At 72.3% G+C, this 18735-nt stretch carries 7 protein-coding genes; all 7 read left to right on the top strand.

Going from position 1 to position 18735, the window contains the following annotated elements; all coding sequences use genetic code 11:
• Positions 1–6: 6 nt before the first annotated feature.
• The 7 genes from ACFZCY_RS14290 to ACFZCY_RS14260 all read left to right on the top strand — a co-directional run bounded on the left by ACFZCY_RS14290 (position 7) and on the right by ACFZCY_RS14260 (position 18731).
• Complete coding sequence (locus ACFZCY_RS14290) at positions 7–1065, top strand: iron chelate uptake ABC transporter family permease subunit (protein ID WP_391172390.1); 1059 nt, start codon at positions 7–9, stop codon at positions 1063–1065.
• On the top strand, positions 1062–2141 hold the full coding sequence (locus ACFZCY_RS14285) for an iron chelate uptake ABC transporter family permease subunit (protein ID WP_391172388.1): 1080 nt from the start codon (positions 1062–1064) through the stop codon (positions 2139–2141). The genes ACFZCY_RS14290 and ACFZCY_RS14285 overlap by 4 nt, the downstream gene beginning before the upstream one ends.
• 39 nt (positions 2142–2180) lie before the next feature.
• On the top strand, positions 2181–3086 hold the full coding sequence (locus ACFZCY_RS14280; protein ID WP_391172386.1) for an ATP-binding cassette domain-containing protein: 906 nt from the start codon (positions 2181–2183) through the stop codon (positions 3084–3086).
• Positions 3087–3172: 86 nt separating this feature from the next.
• Complete coding sequence (locus tag ACFZCY_RS14275) at positions 3173–4228, top strand: ABC transporter substrate-binding protein (protein WP_391172384.1); 1056 nt, start codon at positions 3173–3175, stop codon at positions 4226–4228.
• Positions 4225–6012, top strand: a complete 1788-nt coding sequence (locus ACFZCY_RS14270) for an ABC transporter transmembrane domain-containing protein (RefSeq protein ID WP_391172381.1) — start codon at positions 4225–4227, stop codon at positions 6010–6012. Before ACFZCY_RS14275 ends, ACFZCY_RS14270 begins: the two co-directional genes overlap by 4 nt.
• Positions 6013–6135: 123 nt before the next feature.
• Positions 6136–17034 (top strand): amino acid adenylation domain-containing protein, encoded by a 10899-nt coding sequence (locus ACFZCY_RS14265; RefSeq protein ID WP_391172379.1) that lies wholly within the window; start codon positions 6136–6138, stop codon positions 17032–17034.
• Positions 17031–18731 (top strand): ABC transporter transmembrane domain-containing protein, encoded by a 1701-nt coding sequence (locus ACFZCY_RS14260; RefSeq protein WP_391172377.1) that lies wholly within the window; start codon positions 17031–17033, stop codon positions 18729–18731. The genes ACFZCY_RS14265 and ACFZCY_RS14260 overlap by 4 nt, the downstream gene beginning before the upstream one ends.
• Positions 18732–18735 lie beyond the last annotated feature (4 nt).

Raw genomic sequence — 18735 nt, 5'->3', positions numbered from 1 at the left:
TGAGACATGGGCACGACTGTGATGGAGCGCCCCGTAGCAGGGGGCGCGGCAGAGACCCGCCGGCGGCGGGGGGTGGGGCTGGGCGCACTGGTGGTGGTCCTGGTGGCCGTGGCGGCGGTGTCGCTGGCCGTCGGTGCGCGCGCGCTGAGCCCCGCCGAGGTGTGGCACGGGTTGTTCGCCGGGCCGGACTCCGACCAGCGGCTCACTGGGATCAGGCTCATCGTGCGGACGGTGCGGGTGCCCCGCACGGTGCTCGCGATCGTGGCGGGCGTCGCCCTCGGGGTCGGCGGGGCGCTGATCCAGGGGTACACGCGGAACCCGATCGCGGACACGGGCCTGCTGGGGGTGAATGCCGGCGCCTCGTTCGCCGTGGTGTCGGTGATCGCCGTGTTCGGGTTCGCCGACCCGTTCCAGTACGTCTGGTTCGCCTTCCTGGGGGCGGCGGTCGCCGGTGTCGTGGTGTTCGGGCTGGCGAGCATCGGCCGGGGCGCCGGGAATTCGCTGACGCTCGCACTGGCCGGGCAGGGGATCACGGTGTTCCTGGCGGCGATGACGACGGCGGTCGCTCTGGCGGACCAGAAGTCGCTGAACGCGCTGCGGTTCTGGAACGCGGGTTCCGTGGCCGGTGTCGGATTCGACGTCATCTGGCCGGTGGCTGCGTTCATCGCTGTCGGGCTGGTGCTGGCCCTGATCACGCTGCCCGCCATCAACCTGCTCAACCTGGGGGACGACGTGGCGCGGGGGCTGGGCGTGAACATCGCGCTGAACCGGACCATCGGCATCGTCGCGATCACCCTGCTGGCGGGCGCGGCGACGGCGGCGTGCGGACCCATCGCGTTTCTCGGGCTCATGGTGGCCCATGTGGCCCGGTACCTGACCGGGCCGGACTATCGCTGGCTGGTGCCGTACGCGGGCCTGCTCGGCGCCGTCGTCCTGCTGGTCTGCGACATCGTGGGGCGTTTGGTGGTGCGGCCGGGCGAGTTGGACGCGGGCGTGGTGGTGGCCCTCCTGGGCGCCCCGTTCTTCGCGGCTCTGGTGTGGCGCGGAAAGTTCAAGGACACATGAGCGGAACAGACGTGAAGCGCACGGTTGCGAAGCCATCGGTGGTCGCGCCGGGGGTGCGGCTCGGCCGGCTGTCGTTCGTGTGGCGGCCCTGGCTCGTAGGCGTCACCCTGCTGCTGGCGGCGGCGGCCTTCCTGGTGTTCTGCCTGTCCATCGGCGTCGGGGAGTTCCCCATCGGCCTGTCCCGGGTGGTCGCCACGGTCCTCGGCGGGGGCGAGCGGGTCGACCGGTTCGTCATCATGGACCTGCGGATGCCGCGGGCCCTGGCCGGGCTCGTCGTGGGGATCGCGTTGGGGGTGTCCGGGGCGATCACGCAGTCCGTCGCGCGCAATCCGCTGGCCAGCCCGGACATTCTGGGAATCACCGGGGGCGCCGGTGTGGTCTCGGTGTTCCTGGTGACGGTGTCGGGCGGGGCCGGCGCGGCGGTCGTCAGCGCCGTGGGCCTGTCCGTGGCGGCGCTCGCGGGCGGTCTCGGCACGGGGCTGCTGGTGTACTTCCTGGCGTGGCGGCGCGGGATCGACGGCTTCCGGCTCATCCTCATCGGCATCTCGGTGAGCGCCGCGATGGAGGCGATCACGACGTGGCTGCTGGCCACGGCCGACATCAAGGATGTGGCCCGGGCTCAGGCGTGGCTGGTCGGCTCGCTGGACAACCGCTCGTGGGGCGAGGTCCGGATGGGCGTGTGGTGCACGCTCGTCCTTGTGGTCGTCGTGTCCTGTGCGGCGTTCCAGTTCAAGCCGATGCACCTGGGCGACGAGGTCGCCGCGGGCCTGGGCGTCCGGTACTCGATGGTGCGGGCCGTCCTGCTGCTGTGCGCGGTGCTGCTGGCCGGTGTGGCGGTGAGCGTGGCGGGCCCGGTCCCGTTCGTCGCGCTGGTGGCGCCGCAGGTGGCGATGCGTCTGGTCCGGTGCCCGACGCCGCCGATGGTGGCCTCCGGCATGGTGGGGGCGCTGCTGCTGACCGGAGCGGATCTGATCGCGCGCACCGCGCTGCCGATCTCGCTCCCGGTGGGCGTGGTCACCGCCGTGATCGGCGGCCCCTTCCTCGTCTGTCTGCTGGTGCGGGCGAACCTCAGGTAGATGGCAATGAATTGGGCGAACGTGAAGACAGGGGGGCTTGTGAGCGCCGAGTGCGTCACCGGGACAGAGACCGGCACCGAGACCGAATCGGGGGTCCAGGACCTTTCACGGCTGGCGGCCCGAGGCGTCACCGTCGGGTACGGCGGCCGGAACGTCATCGACGACCTGGATGTGGCGATCCCGCCGGGCGTGATCACCACGATCATCGGGCCCAACGGCTGTGGGAAATCCACGCTTCTGCGCACCCTGACGCGGCTGCTGAAGCCCGCCAGGGGGACCGTCGTGCTGGACGGCGAGGACATCGTCAAGCTCAGGACCCGGGACGTGGCGAAGAAGCTGGGCCTGCTGCCGCAGGCGCCGGTCGCGCCGGAGGGGCTGATGGTGGCCGACCTGGTCGCCAGGGGGCGGCATCCGCACCAGAGCTGGCTGCGGCAGTGGTCCTCGGACGACGCGGACGCCGTGGAGCGCGCGCTGGCCATGACCGGGGTGTCGGATCTGGCCGACCGCCAGGTCGACTCGCTGTCCGGCGGGCAGCGTCAGCGTGTCTGGATCTCGATGACCCTGGCCCAGGGCACCGATCTGCTGCTCCTCGACGAGCCGACCACGTACCTGGATCTGGCGCACGCCATCGATGTGCTCGACCTGGTGGACGATCTGCACGAGTCGGGGTGCACCGTGGTCATGGTGCTGCACGACCTCAATCTGGCCACGCGGTACAGCGACAACCTCGTGGTGATGCGGGCGGGTTCGATCCTGGCGCAGGGGCACCCCCGTGACGTGATCACCGCCGAGCTGCTGGACGAGGCGTTCGGGCTGCGCGCCACGGTCGTTGACGATCCGGTGGGCGACCGGCCGCTCATCGTGCCGATCGGGCGCACCCACGTCCGGCTGGATCAGGTCCCGGTCAGGTCCCGGCCAGGTCACGGCCAAGAAATATCCAAGTAAGGCTAGGCTGGCCTCACTTGGGCGAGATAAGGTTTGCCTGCCCTTAGCCAGGGGCGTAACGGCGGCGCGACAGCAAGGGATTCCGGATGCTCCTCCAGAGAACGACGCGTATGACCCGAGGGCGGCGGTTAGCGGCGGCACTCTCCGCCGCTGCCCTCGGCATCGGCCTCCTCGCCGGATGTGGCGCGGACTCGGCGGACACGACGGGCGACGACGCCCGGGCCGCCGCCTCCGGCGCCTTCCCGGTCACCGTGGAGCACGCGTTCGGATCCACGAAGATCGCCGAGGCGCCCAAGCGGGTCGTCTCCCTCGGCTATACGGACGACCAGGCCATGCTGGCGCTCGGCGTCAAGCCGGTCGGCATGGTCGACCAGTATCCGAACCCGGCGGGCAAGGAGCCCGACATCAACACCCAGTGGCCCTGGGTGAAGGACAAGTGGGGCGGCACCCGGCCCGAGGTCGTCATGAAGAACGGCGACACCGGTCCCGACTACGAGAAGATCGCCTCCCTGCGGCCGGACCTGATCGTGGCGGTCTACTCCGAGATCGACAAGGCCGCCTACGACAAGCTGTCCCGGATCGCCCCGACCGTGGGCCGTACCAAGGGCGAGAAGGAGCCGTTCAGCGCCCTCTGGCAGGACAACGCCGCGCAGATCGCCAAGGCGCTGGGCAAGGAGGACGAGGGCGCCAAGCTGGTGCGGGGCATTCAGGACAAGCTCGACGCGGCCAAGAAGGCGCATCCGGAGTTCGCCGGGCAGAGCGCCGTCGCGCTGTCCTGGTACAAGAACTCGGTGGCGCCGTTCACCTCCACCGATGTGCGCGGACGGCTGGTGACGGGCATCGGCTTCACTTACCGGACCAAGGTCGACAAGGTCGCGGACGGGAAGTTCTTCACCGTCCTCTCGCCCGAGCGCGTCGACCTGGCCGACGCCGACCGCGTCTTCGTCATCAACGACACGGCGGACCAGCGGGCGCTGAAGAAGTTCAAGCTGTTCACCAACCTGGACGCCGTGCAGAAGGGCAAGGTGTCGTACCTGCTGGACAGTGAGGGCCCGGCCGTCGGCGCGGCCATGTCCCAGAGCACCCTGCTGTCCCTGCCGTACGCGATCGACCAGCTCGTCACGTCGGCCGGCCAGGGGTGAGCGTCACCGACGCCCCTGTCGCCCCGGCCACCCTGCGCACGGCCACCGGACGCGTGGCCACCCGATGGGTCGCGGCGCACTGCCGCGAGGTGCCGTGGCTGACGGCCGCCACCGTGTTCACCACCGTGGCCGGGGCGGCGCTCCAAGTGCTCCCGGTGCTTCTGCTCGGCCGGGTGGTCGACGGGGTGGCCGAGGGTGAACCGCGGTCGGCCCTGGTCACGATCGGGGTGCTGATGGGGGCCGCCGCGCTGCTCGGCGCGGCGGCCACCGCGGTGTCGACCTATCTGATCGGCCGGCTGGGCGCGGATCTGCTCGCGCGGCTGCGGGAAGGCGCCGTCCGCGCGGTGCTGGGGATGCCGAGCGCCCGGATCGAGCAGGTCGGCCGGGGCGATGTGCTCTCCAGGGTCGGCGACGATGTGGCCGTGCTGTCCAAGGGCATCCGTACGGCCGTCCCCACGGTGTTCTCGGCGGGCGTGCTGGTCCTCATCGCCACGGTCGGCATGTTCGGACTGGACTGGCGGCTCGGCCTCGCGGGCGCCGGTGCGCTGCCCGCGTACGCGCTGGCCCTGCGCTGGTACCTTCCCCGGTCCGCCCCGCTCTACCAGGAGCAGCGGGCGGCCCAGGCCGACCGTGCGCAGGCGCTGATCAGCGGCCTGAACGGGATCGACACGGTCCGGGCGTACCGCCTGGAGGACGCCTTCCGCGAGAAGGTCACCCGCGAGTCGTGGCGGGTGCGCGATCTCGGTATCGAGGTGTTCCGCTTCTTCGGCCGGTTCGTCGGCCGGGAGAACCGCGCCGAGTTCATCGGGCTGGTCCTGATCATCGTGGTGGGATACGCGCTGCTGGAGGCCGATGCCGCCAGCCTGGGCGAGGTGTCGTCGGCCCCGCTGATGTTCCACCGGTTGTTCACGCCGCTGGGCTCCATCATGTTCACCTTCGACGAGGCGCAGAAGTCGGGCGCGAGCCTGACCCGGCTGGTCGGGGTGGTGGGGGAGGCCGCGGAGCACCGGCTGGTGGGCGACGCGGCCGTCGCGCCGGCGGACGCCGTGCCGCACCCGGTGACGGTGACGGGGCTGACGTATCGCTATCCCGGCGCCGAGGACCCGGTCCTCCGGGATGTCAGCCTGACCATCCCGGCCGGGGGTTCGCTCGCGCTGGTGGGGGCGACGGGCGCGGGCAAGACGACCCTGGCCGCGCTGATCGCGGGCATCGGGACCCCGCAGGCCGGGTCGGTGCACATCGGGCCGACCGACCTCGCCGCTCTGGACGAGGCCGGGGCGCGGGCCCTGGTGAGCATCCTGACGCAGGACACGCACGTGTTCTCCGGCCCGCTCGCCGACGACCTGCGGCTCGCCGCGCCGGAAGCGACCGACGCCGAGCTGATGGACGCGTTGCGCACGGTCGGCGCCGAAGGGTGGGTCGACGCGCTGCCCGACGGGCTGCACACCATGGTCGGCGAGGGCGGCGAGCGGCTGGACGTCACCAAGGTCGCCCAGATCGCCCTGGCCCGGCTGGTGCTGGCCCGGTCGCCGGTGGTGGTGCTCGACGAGTCGACCGCGGAGGCGGGCAGCGAGGGCGCCGCCGAACTGGAGCGGGCCGTGCTGGCCGCGTGCGCGGGCCGGACCACGTTGTTCGTGGCGCACCGGCTGACCCAGGCGATGGCGGCGGACCGGATCGCCGTGCTGGACGCGGGACGCGTCGTGGAGCAGGGGACGCACGAGGAGTTGGTGGCCCTGGGCGGCCGGTACGCGCGGCTGTGGCGCGCCTGGCGAGAAGGCAGCTAGGCACGCCCTGACGCAGATGAGGTTTTCATGACGTGGGTTCATGGCGTGGCTTCATGGCGTGGTGTTCGTGACGTGGTGTTCGTGACGTGGTGTTCGTGACGTGGAAGGAATGCTGAGTCTTCGATGATGGAACCGAGCGCTCGTCGCGTACTGCTCTCTCCCGCGCGCCTTTCCGGCGTACGCCGGCGGACCGGTGACTTCTCCGACAGGACCATCGCCGAAGCGTGCGCCATCGGACTGTCGTACTGGGCGACGGGCCGGAGCCCCGACGGCATCGACCTCACCCCCGCCACCCTGTTCGCCGATGTCCTCGGCTGGGTCGACAACGGCGGTGCCGCGCCCGGCGGTTGGGATGTCGACGCGGACGGCCGCGGCATCACCCTCCCCGAAGGCGTCGTACCGGCCGAAGCGCAGCTCGCGCTGGACGACCTGGCCGACTTCCCCGACCGCCCCCTCGGCACCATCGGCCCGTCCGGCGTGGCGGCGCGGCTCGCCGCCCTGGCCGAGTGGAACGACACCCACGCCGACCGGGTCCGCCCGACCATCGTGGAGATGTTCCGCGAGCAGGCGCGCACCCGGCCGGACGCCGTCGCCATCGTCGACGAGCACCGGTCGCTGACCTACCGTGAGGCAGCCGAACGGTCGGGCCAGCTGGCCCACCATCTCATCGAGCGCGGACTCGGCACCGAACAGGTCGTCGGTATCTCCCTCGGCCGCTCGGCCGAGATGGTGATCGGGCTGCTCGGCGTGCTCCAGGCGGGGTGCGCGTTCGTACCGCTCGATCCGCGATGGCCCGCCGCGCGCCGGGCCGTCGTCATCGACGACGCCCAGGTCGTGGTGCAGCTCAACGACTCGGGCGAGCACGACCGGGGTGAACCGCACGCCGTGGCCGTCGACCTCGGCGACTGGGATTATGGTTCCTGCCCCGCGCAAGAACCCGGGGTCACCGTCCCCGGCGACGCCCTGGCCTACGTGATCTTCACCTCCGGTTCGACCGGGCGGCCCAAGGGCGCGATGATCCGGCACGAAGCCATCAGCGAGCGCCTGCTGTGGCAGGGCCACGAGATCCTGGGCTTCGGCCATGACGACGCGTCGCTGTTCAAGGCGCCGTTGTCCTTCGACATCTCCATCAACGAGATCTTCCTGCCGCTGGTGCACGGCGGCAGGCTGGTGGTCCTGCGGCCCGGCGGCGAACGCGACCCCCACCATCTGCTGAGCGTGATCGCCGAGCAGCGCGTCACCTTCACCTACCTGGTGTCGTCCATGCTGGACGTGCTGCTGGAGCTCGCGGGCGACTCCGGAGGGCTGGCCAGCCTGCGGCACGTGTGGTGCGGCGGCGAGGTGCTGACCCCGGAGCTGTACGAGCGGTTCCGCACCCGGCTCGACATTCCGCTCTACCACGGCTACGGCCCGGCCGAGACGACGATCGGTGTCTCACACGTCGTCTACCGCGGCGCGGCGGAACGCCTGTCGACTTCGATCGGCAAGGCCAACCCCAACACCCAGCTGTATGTGCTGGACGACGAACTGCGTCCGGTCCCGGTCGGGGTCGGCGGCGAACTGTACGTGGGAGGCTTCCTCCTGGGGCGCGGATACATCGGCGCGCCCGGCCTGACGGCGTCCCGGTTCGTGGCGAACCCCTTCGCGGGGGACGGGTCCCGGCTGTACCGGACCGGTGACCTCGCGCGGTTCGCCCCGGACGGGTCCCTGGACTTCCTCGGCCGGGCCGACAACCAGATCAAGATCCGCGGAATGCGGCTGGAGATCGAGGACGTCGAGGTCGGCCTCGCGGAGCACCCCCGGGTACGCCACACCTGTGTCGTCGCGAAGAAGAACGCGGCGGGCGGCACCCACCTGGTGGGATACGTCATCCCGGCCTCCGGGAGCGAGGACCTGCGCGCGGACGAGGTCAAGGCGTGGGCCGCCGAGCACATGGTGGAGTACATGGTGCCCGCCCACATCGTCGTGATGAAGGAGTTCCCGCTCACCGCGAACGGCAAGCTCGACCGCCGCGCGCTGCCGGAACCCGTGGTCGGGAAAGGCTCGCTCGTTCCGCCCGCCACCGAGAACGAGCGCGTGGTGTGCGCGGCGGTCGCCAAGGTGCTGCGGCTGGACGCGGTCGGTGTCGACCAGGACTTCTTCCAGCTCGGCGGGGACAGCCTGCTGGCCATCTCGCTGCTGACCGCGGTGCGCGACGCGGGCCTCCACCTCACGACCGGGCAGATCTTCACCCACAGCACCGTGGGGGCGCTGGCGGCGGTGGCGAGCCGTGAGGACACCGCCACCGCGGACCACGCCGATGTCGCCACCGGTTCGGTCGTGGGATCGCCCATCGTGCGGTGGCTCGGCGAGACCACGGACGCGATCGACGGATTCGTGCAGTCGGTCGTGGTGAACACCCCGGCGGACCTGACCGCCGACGCCCTCGACGCCATCCTCACCGCCGTGGTCGGGCGGCACGACATGCTGCGCGCCAGGCTGGTGCGCGGCGACCGCTGGAGCTTCGACATCCCGGCGGCGGACCGAGCCGTCGCCGGATGGCAGGAGAGCGACCGGCCGCTCGAGGAGTGCGTCGCGCTCGCCACCGGCGGGCTGGACCCGGCGGGCGGCGTGATGCTGCGGGCCGTCTGGCGACGCCGGGCACGGCAGCTGGTCCTGGTCGTGCACCACGTGGTGATCGACGGCGTGTCCTGGCGTGTCCTGATGGACGACCTGGACACGGCGTGGCGGCAGTTCGCCTCGGGCGCGCCGATCGCGTTGCCCCCGGTGGGCACGTCGTTCCGGCGCTGGACGCAGCTGCTGGCACAGGCCGCGTTCGAGGCGGACCGTGCCCACTACCGGCGTCCCCTGCCGGGCCCGGACGGGCCCGTGGGCAGGCGCGCGCTCACCGACGCCGACACCGTCGCGCGGGAGCGGGTGCGGACCGTCTCGGTCGGCCCCGAGGTCACGGCCGCGCTGCTGGGCGAGATACCCGCGAAGTTCCACACGGGCGTGGGCGACGTGCTGCTGACCGCGCTCGCCGTCACCCTCGCCCGATGGCGCCGCGACCTCGGACAGGAGCAGACGTTCGCGCACATCGAGCTGGAGGGCCACGGCCGCGAAGGACGGTTCGTGGCGGACGCCGCCGGATTCGAACCGGAGCTGTCGCGGACCGTGGGCTGGTTCACCACCCTGTTCCCGGTGACCGTGGACCCCGGACCGGCAGCCGATTTCACCGCCCCCGCCTATCTGGCCGCCGCGCTCAAGGCGGTCAAGGAAGACCTGGCCCGCGTGCCGGGGAACGGACTGTCCTACGGCGCCCTGCGGTATCTGCACGGCGCCGAGTTCGACGCACCCGCACCGCAGGTGTTGTTCAACTACCTGGGCCGCTTCGACGCGGGCGCCTCCGGCGACTGGCAACTCTGTGCTCCCACCGGCCAGTTGGGCGAAAAGCGCGACCCAGGGATGCGCCTGCCGCGCGTCCTGGAGTTCAACGCGATCACCGAACCCGCCGCGACCGGCGCGTACGAACTCGTCACCGCCATCTCCTGGCCGGACGGCGTGTTCACCGACGAGGACATCGAGACTCTCGGCGCGTACTTCCGTGCGGCCCTGACCGGGCTGGCCGCGCTCGACCGGGGCGGCCACTCGCCGAGTGACTTCGCCCAGGTGCCGCTGACGCAGGCCGACGTCGACACCCTGGATGGTCCGGCGCTGCGTGACATCCTGCCGCTGACCCCGTTGCAGGAGGGCCTGTACTTCCACTCCGTCTTCGACGACGACTCCGCGGGCGCCTACGTCGAGCAGCAGCTGCTGACCCTGGACGGCGAGGTGGACGCCGACCGGCTCTCGTCGGCGGCCACCCGGTTGCTCACCCTTTACCCGAACCTCGCCGCGCGGTTCACCGCCCTCGCCGACGGCCGCGTGGTCTCGGTGCTGGAGAGCGGTGTGGAGGCGCCCTTCACCACACTGGACCGCCCCGGCATCACCGACGACGAGATCCGCGCCGTGGCCGAGCGGGACCGCCGCGCCGGGTTCGACCTGGCCACCGGCCCGCTGATGCGGTACACCCTCATCCGCGGGGGCCCCGGCCGCGACGTTCTGGTGCAGACCGTGCACCACATCGTCGCCGACGGCTGGTCGGTGCCCCCGATGCTCCGTACCCTGCTCGCCGAATACCACGCGCCCGGGTCCGGGTACCCGCTCGGCGGCTTCCCCGGCTACGTACGCCGGCTCGCGAGACGCGACCACGACGAGAGCGACCGGGTGTGGCGCGATCAGCTCGCCGGGCTGCCCGGTCCCTCGCTGGTCGCCGAGGGGCACACCCCGTCCGACCGGTTCGCCGACACCGCCGTGGTGCCGGCGGAGGACATCGACGCGGCCGCCCGCGCGGCCGGTGTGCCGCTGAGCGTGGCCGTGCACAGCGCCTGGGCGGTGACGCTGGGCGGCATCCTGCACGGCAGGGATGTGGTGTTCGGGTCCACGGTGTCCGGGCGGGACGCGGAGGTGCCCGGCATCGAGGACATGGTGGGGCTGTTCATCAACACCATCCCCGTGCGCGCCCGGTGGACCGGTGCCACCACGGCGCGCGAACTGCTCGCCTCGGTGCGGGAACACCAGAGCGCGGTGCTGCCGCACCAGCATGTCTCGCTGGCCAGGATCGGCCGCCGGGCCGGGGCGGGCACGCTGTTCGACACCCTGGTGGTGTTCGACGTGGCGACCGACGTGGACGGGCTGCGGCGGCCCGGCGACACGCTCGTCATCACCGGCATCGTCAACGAGGGCGCCCCGCACTACCCGTTGACGCTGGTGGTCGAGCGCGCGCTCGACGGCCGCCCGCGCTTCAACCTGATCTACGACGGCGCACTGCTGCGGGAGGCGACCGCCCGGGCCATCCTGCGCACCTTCACCCAGGCCCTCACCGGCCTGCTCACCCGCCCGGACACCCCCGTCGACGCCCTGGCGCCGGAGGATGCCCGGCGTGCCCCGTCGCCCATCACCCCGACCACCCTGGGCGCGCTGTTCGACGCCGCCGCCCGCCGGGACCCGGCCGCCACCGCCGTCACCTGGTGCGGTCTCGACGGCGGCGCCCGCTCACTGACCTACGGCGAACTGGCGCACGCCAAGGACGAGCTGGCCTCGACGTTGCGCGCGGCCGGGGTCGGGCCGGGCCGGCGGGTCGCCGTCGCCGTCCCGCGCTCCGTCGAGCAGGTCGTGGCGCTGGTCGCGATCGTCGGCGCGGGCGGCGCGTACGTACCGCTGGACCTGGCGTACCCGGACGAACGGCTGGAGTACATCCTCGCCGACGCCGCTCCGGACGTCGTTCTCGTGGACCGTGAGCAGCGGGGCCGCTTCACGCGGCTGCTGGCCCGGGCGGGCGTACCGGCCCGCGTGCTCGTACCGGGGGAGGAGCCGCCGCGGACCACCACCGAGCCCGGTCCGGAGGCCGACTGGCACGACCCCGCGTACGTGATCTACACGTCCGGATCGACCGGCAGGCCCAAGGGCGTGGTGGTCCCGCACTCCAGCGTGGTGTCGCTGCTCGTGAACACCCGGCCCGGCATGGCCTTCGGCCCGCACGACGTCTGGGTCCAGTTCCACTCCTTCTCCTTCGACTTCGCGGTCTGGGAGCTGTGGGGCGCGCTGGCGCACGGTGGTGAGCTGCTGGTGCCGGAGTACGGGCTGACCCGCTCGCCGGTGGACTTCCACCGGCTGGTGCGTGAGCGCGGGGTGACCGTGCTCAACCAGACGCCGTCGGCGTTCTACCAGTTCATCGAGGCCGACCGGCATGCCGGTGAGCCGTTGCCCGCACTGCGCCGGATCATCTTCGGCGGCGAGCCGCTGGACCCCGGGCGGCTGCGCGGCTGGGTCGAGCGGCACGGCACCGGATCGCCCGAGCTGGTCAACATGTACGGCATCACCGAGACCACCGTCCATGTCACCCACCGGGTGCTGACCGACGAGGACTTCCGTCCCGGTGGCGACACCAGCCCGATCGGCGGTCCGATCCCGGGCCTGGTCACCTATCTGCTCGACGACCGGCTCCGGCCGGTGCCGCCGGGCCGGGTGGGCGCCATCTATGTCGCGGGGGACCAGGTGTCGCTCGGCTATCTGGGCAGACCGGGGCTCACCGCAAGCCGGTTCGTGGCCAACCCGTTCGCGGGCGACGGCTCCCGCATGTACCACACGGGCGACCTCGCCGTCCGCACCCTCGACGGCGAGCTGGAGTTCACCGGCCGCGCCGACGATCAGGTGCAACTCAAGGGTTTCCGTATCGAGTTGGGCGAGGTGGAGGCCGCGATCAGGGAACTCGACGGTGTGGTCGACGTGGCCGTCACCATGGCGGACGGCGGCGACCACCTGGTCGCGCACATCGTGGGCCGGGTGCCCGGCGACCTCACCGACCCGCTGTCCGCGAAGCTGCCCGCGCACATGGTGCCGGGCCGCGTACTGCCGGTGGACGCGCTGCCGCTGACGGTCAACGGCAAGCTGGACCGTAAGGCCCTGACCGAGCGCGCCGCACAGCACGACACCCCGGCGGCTTCGAGCGGCGACGCGCTCACCGCACTGGCCGGCATCTTCGCCGACACACTGCCCGGAACCGCTGTGGACGGTGACACCGACTTCTTCCGGGCCGGGGGCGACAGCATCGTCGCCATCACCGTGATCAACCGGGCCAGGGCGCTCGGCCTGCCGATCGCGCCACGGGACGTGTTCCTGTTCAGGACACCGCGCGCGCTCGCCGAGCACCTGGCGACGCGTACAGCGCGGACCGCCCCGGCGCCCGCGCCCGCCCGCCGCGCGGACGGCCCGCTGACGCCGACGCCCATCATCCTGCGCCAGCGGGAGCTGGGCGGGACACTCGCCCGCTTCGCCCAGGCCAGAACGCTGGTGGCCCCGGAGGGCAGCGGGATCGCCGACGCCGAGCGCGCCGCGAACGCCGTCGTGGCCGCGCACCCGGTCCTTCGGCTGCGGCTGCGCGTCGAGCAGGGGGTGTGGGCCCTGCGCACCGAGCCCATCCGCGAGATCACCGTCGTGGCGCGGGATGCCACCGACGCGACGGCCGTGGCGAACGAGGCCGCCGCACGGCTCGACCCCGAGTCCGGGAACGTGGTCGCGTTCGCATGGCTGGAGGCGAGCCGGACCCTCGTGGTCACCGTGCACCACCTCGCCGTCGACTCGGTGTCCTGGCTGGTCCTGCTGGACGACCTGGCCACCGCCCTGCGCGGCGAGCCCCTGGCGCCGCCGACCACGCCGTACGCCGAGTACGCCGACGCGCTGGCGTCGCGGTCCGCCCACGCGATCGACGACCTCGGGCACTGGGTCGGCACGCTCCGGGCGCCCGAACTGCTGCCGACAGTGGGGGAGTTGCGTGAGACCACCGTCGTGCTCGCGCCCGACGTGAGCGACCGCGTGACGCGCAGCGCGCCCGCCGCGCTCGGCGTCGGCCTCACCGAGCTGCTGTGCGGCGCCCTGCGCACCGCGCTCACCCATGTCCAGTCCTCGCCCACCGATCTCGCGATCGACCTGGAGCGGCACGGCCGGGTCCCGGCGCTGGAACACCACGACTACACCCGCACGGTCGGCTGGTTCACCTCCATCGCGCCCGTACGGCTCAGCCCGCACACCGACCCCGTCGCGGCGGCGCACGAGGCCGCCGAGCGCCAGCCGGACGAGCGCGGACACGTCGCGTACGGGCAGCTCCGATACCTCAACCCGCAGACGGCCCCGCTGCTCACCCGCCACCCCCAGGTGCTGTTCAACTACCTCGGCCGGGGCGGTGAGTCCCAGGCGCCGCGCCTCACCGGCGGCGGCCAGGGCAGCTCGTACGCCGTCGAGGTCAACGCCTGGACCGACGCGGCCACCGGAAGCCTCCACGCGCACTTCACCCTCGGCGAGGGCGTCCCGGACGAGATCACCGAGCACTGGCGGAGCGCACTGCGACGCGTCGCGGACGCCTCCGCGACGGCCGAGCGCACGGCACCGGTCACCCCGCTCCAGCGGGGCCTGTTCTTCCAGGCCCAGATGGCGGGCCCGGCCGGGCACTACGTCGCGCAGAGCTGGTTCACCTTCGACCGGTGCCTGGACCCCGACGCGCTGGCCGAGGCGATGGCGCGGGTGATCGCGCGGTACCCGGTCGTGGCCGCCGGATTCGCCACCGACGACGACGGCAACCCGGTCCAGGTCCTCAGGGCGGGCCGACGCGTCGATGTCCGCACGATCGCGCTCGCCACGGACGCGGACGTCGACGCCCTGCGCGCCCGGGACCGCGACACGGGATTCGATGTGGCGGAGCCGCCACTGATCCGGCTGACCGTGGTGCGGCTGCCCGACGACCGCGACGGGCTGCTGCTCAGCTACCACCTGCTGCTGTGGGACGGCTGGTCCCGCGAGATCGTGCTGCGGGACCTGTTCGACGCCTACCGGGCCGTTCTCGCGGGCGAACCACTCGACGCCACCCCCGCCACGCCGAGCTTCGAGAACCACGCGCGGGCGCTCGCCGCCAGGGACTCCGCCGTATCGGAGCGCTTCTGGGCCGAGCACCTGACCGGCCTCCCCGGCCCGACGCTGCTCGCCGGACCGGCGCCATCCCTGTCCGACGACCTGCCGGACACGCTCGTGCACACACTCTCCGCCGACCAGTCGGACCTGCTGCGGGCAGCGGCCAGGGCGCACGGCGTCACGCTGAACTCGGTGCTGACCGGCGCGTTCGGCCTCCTGCTGGGCGCCCATACGGGCCGCAGCGACGCCGTGTTCGGCGTGACCGTCTCCGGCCGGGAGGGCGAGGGTCTGGACCGCGTCGTCGGCGTGCTGCTCAACACCGTGCCGATGTGGACGCGGGCCCGCCCGGAGGACACGGTCGGCTCGTATCTGTCGGCCGTCCAGGCGGCCAGGGTCGAGGCGATGGACCACGAACACCTGGGGCTCGGCGAGATCCAGCGGGCCAGTGGGCACGACACCCTGTTCGACAACCTGTTCGTGCTGCAGAACTTCCTGGACATGGACGCGTTCGCCGAGATGAACGCCAGGCACGGCATCACATCGGTGAAGGCCGACGACTCCACCCACTACCCGTTCACCTGGGTCATCACGCCCGGCGACCGGCTCACGGTCAAGCTGGAGTACCGCGACAAGGACACCGGGCACGCCCGCCGTCTCCTCGGCGACTACCTGCGCGTGCTCGACGACGTGGCCCGCTCCACCGGACCGGTCGGTGCGCTGCCGGGCCTGGGCCCGTGGCCCTCGCGGGGGGCGCGTACGGACATCGGCACGGACACCGTGGTCGACCGGTTCGACCGGGCGGCGGACCGCGACCCGCAACGGGTGGCGCTCGTCGCCCACGGTTCGACGCTGACGTTCGCCCAGCTCAGGGACCGCAGCCGCGAGGTGGCGGGGGCGCTCGCCCGGCGTGGCATCGGCCCCGAGCGGACCGTGGGCCTCGCGGTCCCGCGCTCCCTCGACTCGATCGTGGCGCTGTTCGCCGTGCTGCGCGTCGGCGCCGCGTATGTGCCGCTGGAGCTGGACCACCCGGACGAGCGGATCGCCGCCATCGTCGCGGACGCCCGCCCCGATGTGATCCTCACCGTGAGCGCCGTATCGCCCCGGCTCACCGGCGACCTGATCGAGCTGGACCGCCCGTTGCCCGACGCCGAGCCGTGGGTGACGTACGCGCCGGACGATCCGGACCGGCTGCGGCACCCCGCGTACACGATCTACACCTCCGGCTCGACCGGCACCCCCAAGGGCGTGGTGACCGAGTACGCCGGGCTCACCAACATGCTGATCAACCACCAGCGCCGGATCTTCGAACCGGTGCTGGCGGAACACGGCCACCGGACCTTCCGGATCGCGCACACCGTGTCGTTCGCCTTCGACATGTCGTGGGAGGAGTTGCTGTGGCTCGCCGACGGCCACGAGGTGCACATCTGCGACGAGGAACTGCGCCGCGACGCGCCCCGGCTGGTCGAGTACTGCCTGGCGCACGGCATCGACGTGATCAACGTGACCCCGACCTACGCGCAGCAACTGGTGGCCGAGGGACTGCTCGACGACCCGGCCCGGCGGCCGGCGCTGGTGCTGCTGGGCGGCGAGGCCGTCACCCCGGCGCTGTGGCAGCGGCTCGCCGGGACCGAGGGGACGGTCGGCTACAACCTCTACGGGCCCACCGAGTACACCATCAACACCCTCGGCGTCGGCACCTTCGAATGCCAGGACCCGGTGGTGGGGGTGGCGATCGACAACACCGATGTGTATGTGCTGGATCCGTGGCTGCGGCCGCTGCCGGACGGAGTGCCCGGCGAGCTGTACGTGGCGGGCATCGGCATCGCGCGCGGCTATCTCGGGCAGCCCGCCCGGAGCGCGCACCGCTTCGTGGCGTGCCCGTTCGGCGAACCCGGCGCGCGCATGTACCGCACCGGGGACCTGGTGGTCCGCCGCCCCGACGGCAACCTGATGTACCTGGGCCGCACCGACCGGCAGGTCAAGATCCGGGGGCACCGGGTCGAACTCGGCGAGGTCGAGGCCGCGTTCGCGGCACACCCGGCGGTGCGGTTCGTCGCCGCGGTCGCCCAGCCCGACCCGCAGGCCGACGGAGCGTACCGGCTGGCCGCCTATCTGGTGCTGGACGGCGCCGAGTTGGCGACGGTCGCCGCCGAGGTGGGCGCCGGGCTGCCGGACTTCCTGCACCCGACGCACTACGCGCGGGTCGACAGCATCCCGCTGACGGTGAACGGGAAGGCCGACACCAAGGCGTTGCCGGAGGCCAAGCCGCTGGGCGCGCTGACCACGGCGGGGGAGCGGGGGCCTGCCACGGAAACCGAGACGCTGGTGTGCGAGTTCTTCGCCGAGGCACTGGATCTGGACGACGACGAGGTGAGCGCGGTGAGCGACTTCGTGTCCCTGGGCGGGCACTCCATGCTGGCGGTGCGGCTGATCGGGCTGCTCCGCCGCGAGTACGGTCCTGTGATCACCATCCGGGATCTGTTCACCCTCCGCACCCCGGAAGCGATGGCCCGCCACCTCGACAGCGCGGATTCCCGATGACGACATCCGACACCCAGCGGCCCCGCCCGGGGTCCGGCATCCTCCGCACCGCGCTGCGCCGCAACCTCGGCGCCATGGCCTGGGGCACCGTCCTCATGGGCCTGTACCAGGCGGGTGAGACGGCGTTTCCCATCGCGCTCGGCCTGATCGTCGAGCACACGATGCGCGACCGCGGCCTCGGCGCGCTCGGCCTGTCGATCGCCGCGCTGGCGGTGATCATCACGACGGTGTCGCTGTCGTGGCGGTTCGGGATGCGCGTCCTGCAGAAGGCCAACACCACCGAGGCGCACCACTGGCGGGTGAAGGTCGCGGGCTGTGGACTCCAGCCGGTGGCAAGGGACGTGGACCTCAAGTCCGGCGAGGTGCTGACCATCGCCACCGAGGACGCCGACCAGACCGCCGACATCATCGAGGTGGTGCCGCTGCTGATCAGCTCGCTGGTCGCGGTGCTGGTAGCGGCGGTCGCGCTGGGCCTGGCCGACGTCCGGCTCGGCCTGCTGGTGATCGTGGGGACCGTCGCGATCCTGTCGGTGCTCAGCGTGCTGTCCAAGCGGATCGGCTCCAGCACCCGCGAACAGCAGGCCCGGGTGGCGCGGGCGGGCGCGAAGGTCGCCGACCTGATCACCGGCCTGCGCCCGCTGCACGGCTTCGGCGGCAACCACGCGGCGTTCCGGTCCTACCGCGAGGTCAGCACGGAGGCGAAACACCAGGCGATCACGGTCGCCAAGGTCAACGGTGTGTACGCGGGCACCGCGCTGGCCCTCAACGCGGTCCTCGCCGCCGCCGTGACCCTGACGGCGGGCTCGCTGGCGTGGAGCGGCCGGATCACCATCGGGGAACTCGTCATGGCCGTGGGGCTGGCGCAGTTCATCATGGAACCGCTCAAACTGTTCTCGGAGATGCCCAAGTACGTGATGATGGCGCGCGCGTCGGCCGAGCGGATGGCGCTGGTGCTGTCCGCGCCCCCGGTGACGACCCCGGGGCCGGGCCGTCCGGACGCGGGCGGAGACCTGGAGGTCGACTGCGTCCGGTACGGGACCCTGCGCAGGCTCAAGTTCCAGGTGGCCGCCGGCGAGTTCGTGGCGATCGCCGCCTACCAGCCGCGCGCGGCGGCCGACCTCGCGTCGATCCTGGCCGTGCGCGTCCCGCCCGGCGCGTACGAGGGAGCGGTGCGGGTCGGCGGGCAGGAGCTGGCGGACCTGTCGATCGAGGCGGTCCGCGCGTGCGTGCTGGTGAACCCGTACGACGGGGAGATCTTCGCGGGCACCCTCCGTACGAACATCGACCCGTCGGGCACCAGCCGGACGGTGCCCGAGGCCGTCGAGGCGTCCATGCTGACCGACGTCGTCGCCCTCCACCGCGAAGGACTCGACTACGGTGTCCGCGACCGTGGCGCGAACCTCTCCGGGGGGCAGCGCCAGCGGCTGTCCCTGGCCCGCGCCCTCGCCGCCGACACCGACGTCCTCGTCCTGCACGACCCGACGACAGCCGTCGACGCGGTCACCGAGCAGCTCATCGCGCGCAACGTCGCGAAGGCGCGCCGGGGCCGCACCACCATCGTGATCACCAGCAGTCCGGCCCTCCTGGACGCCGCGGACCGGGTCCTCGTCCTGGACGACGGCGTCATCACCGCCGAGGGCACCCACCGCAACCTCCTCGCCACCGACGAGGGCTACTGCGCGGCGGTGGCCCGGTGAACCG

The organism is Streptomyces sp. NPDC007983 (assembly GCF_042958345.1).
Classification (GTDB): domain Bacteria; phylum Actinomycetota; class Actinomycetes; order Streptomycetales; family Streptomycetaceae; genus Streptomyces.
The sequence above is the reverse complement of the archived record's forward strand: the minus strand, read 5'-3'. Positions and strand labels throughout refer to the sequence as shown.

Bases quoted from the DNA above. Each gene is read 5' to 3' on its own strand.
- ACFZCY_RS14290 (WP_391172390.1), top strand. From the start codon at position 7: ATGGGCACGACTGTGATGGAGCGCCCCGTAGCAGGGGGCGCGGCAGAG.
- ACFZCY_RS14285 (WP_391172388.1), top strand. From the start codon at position 1,062: ATGAGCGGAACAGACGTGAAGCGCACGGTTGCGAAGCCATCGGTGGTC.
- ACFZCY_RS14275 (WP_391172384.1), top strand. From the start codon at position 3,173: ATGCTCCTCCAGAGAACGACGCGTATGACCCGAGGGCGGCGGTTAGCG.
- ACFZCY_RS14265 (WP_391172379.1), top strand. From the start codon at position 6,136: ATGATGGAACCGAGCGCTCGTCGCGTACTGCTCTCTCCCGCGCGCCTT.
- ACFZCY_RS14260 (WP_391172377.1), top strand. From the start codon at position 17,031: ATGACGACATCCGACACCCAGCGGCCCCGCCCGGGGTCCGGCATCCTC.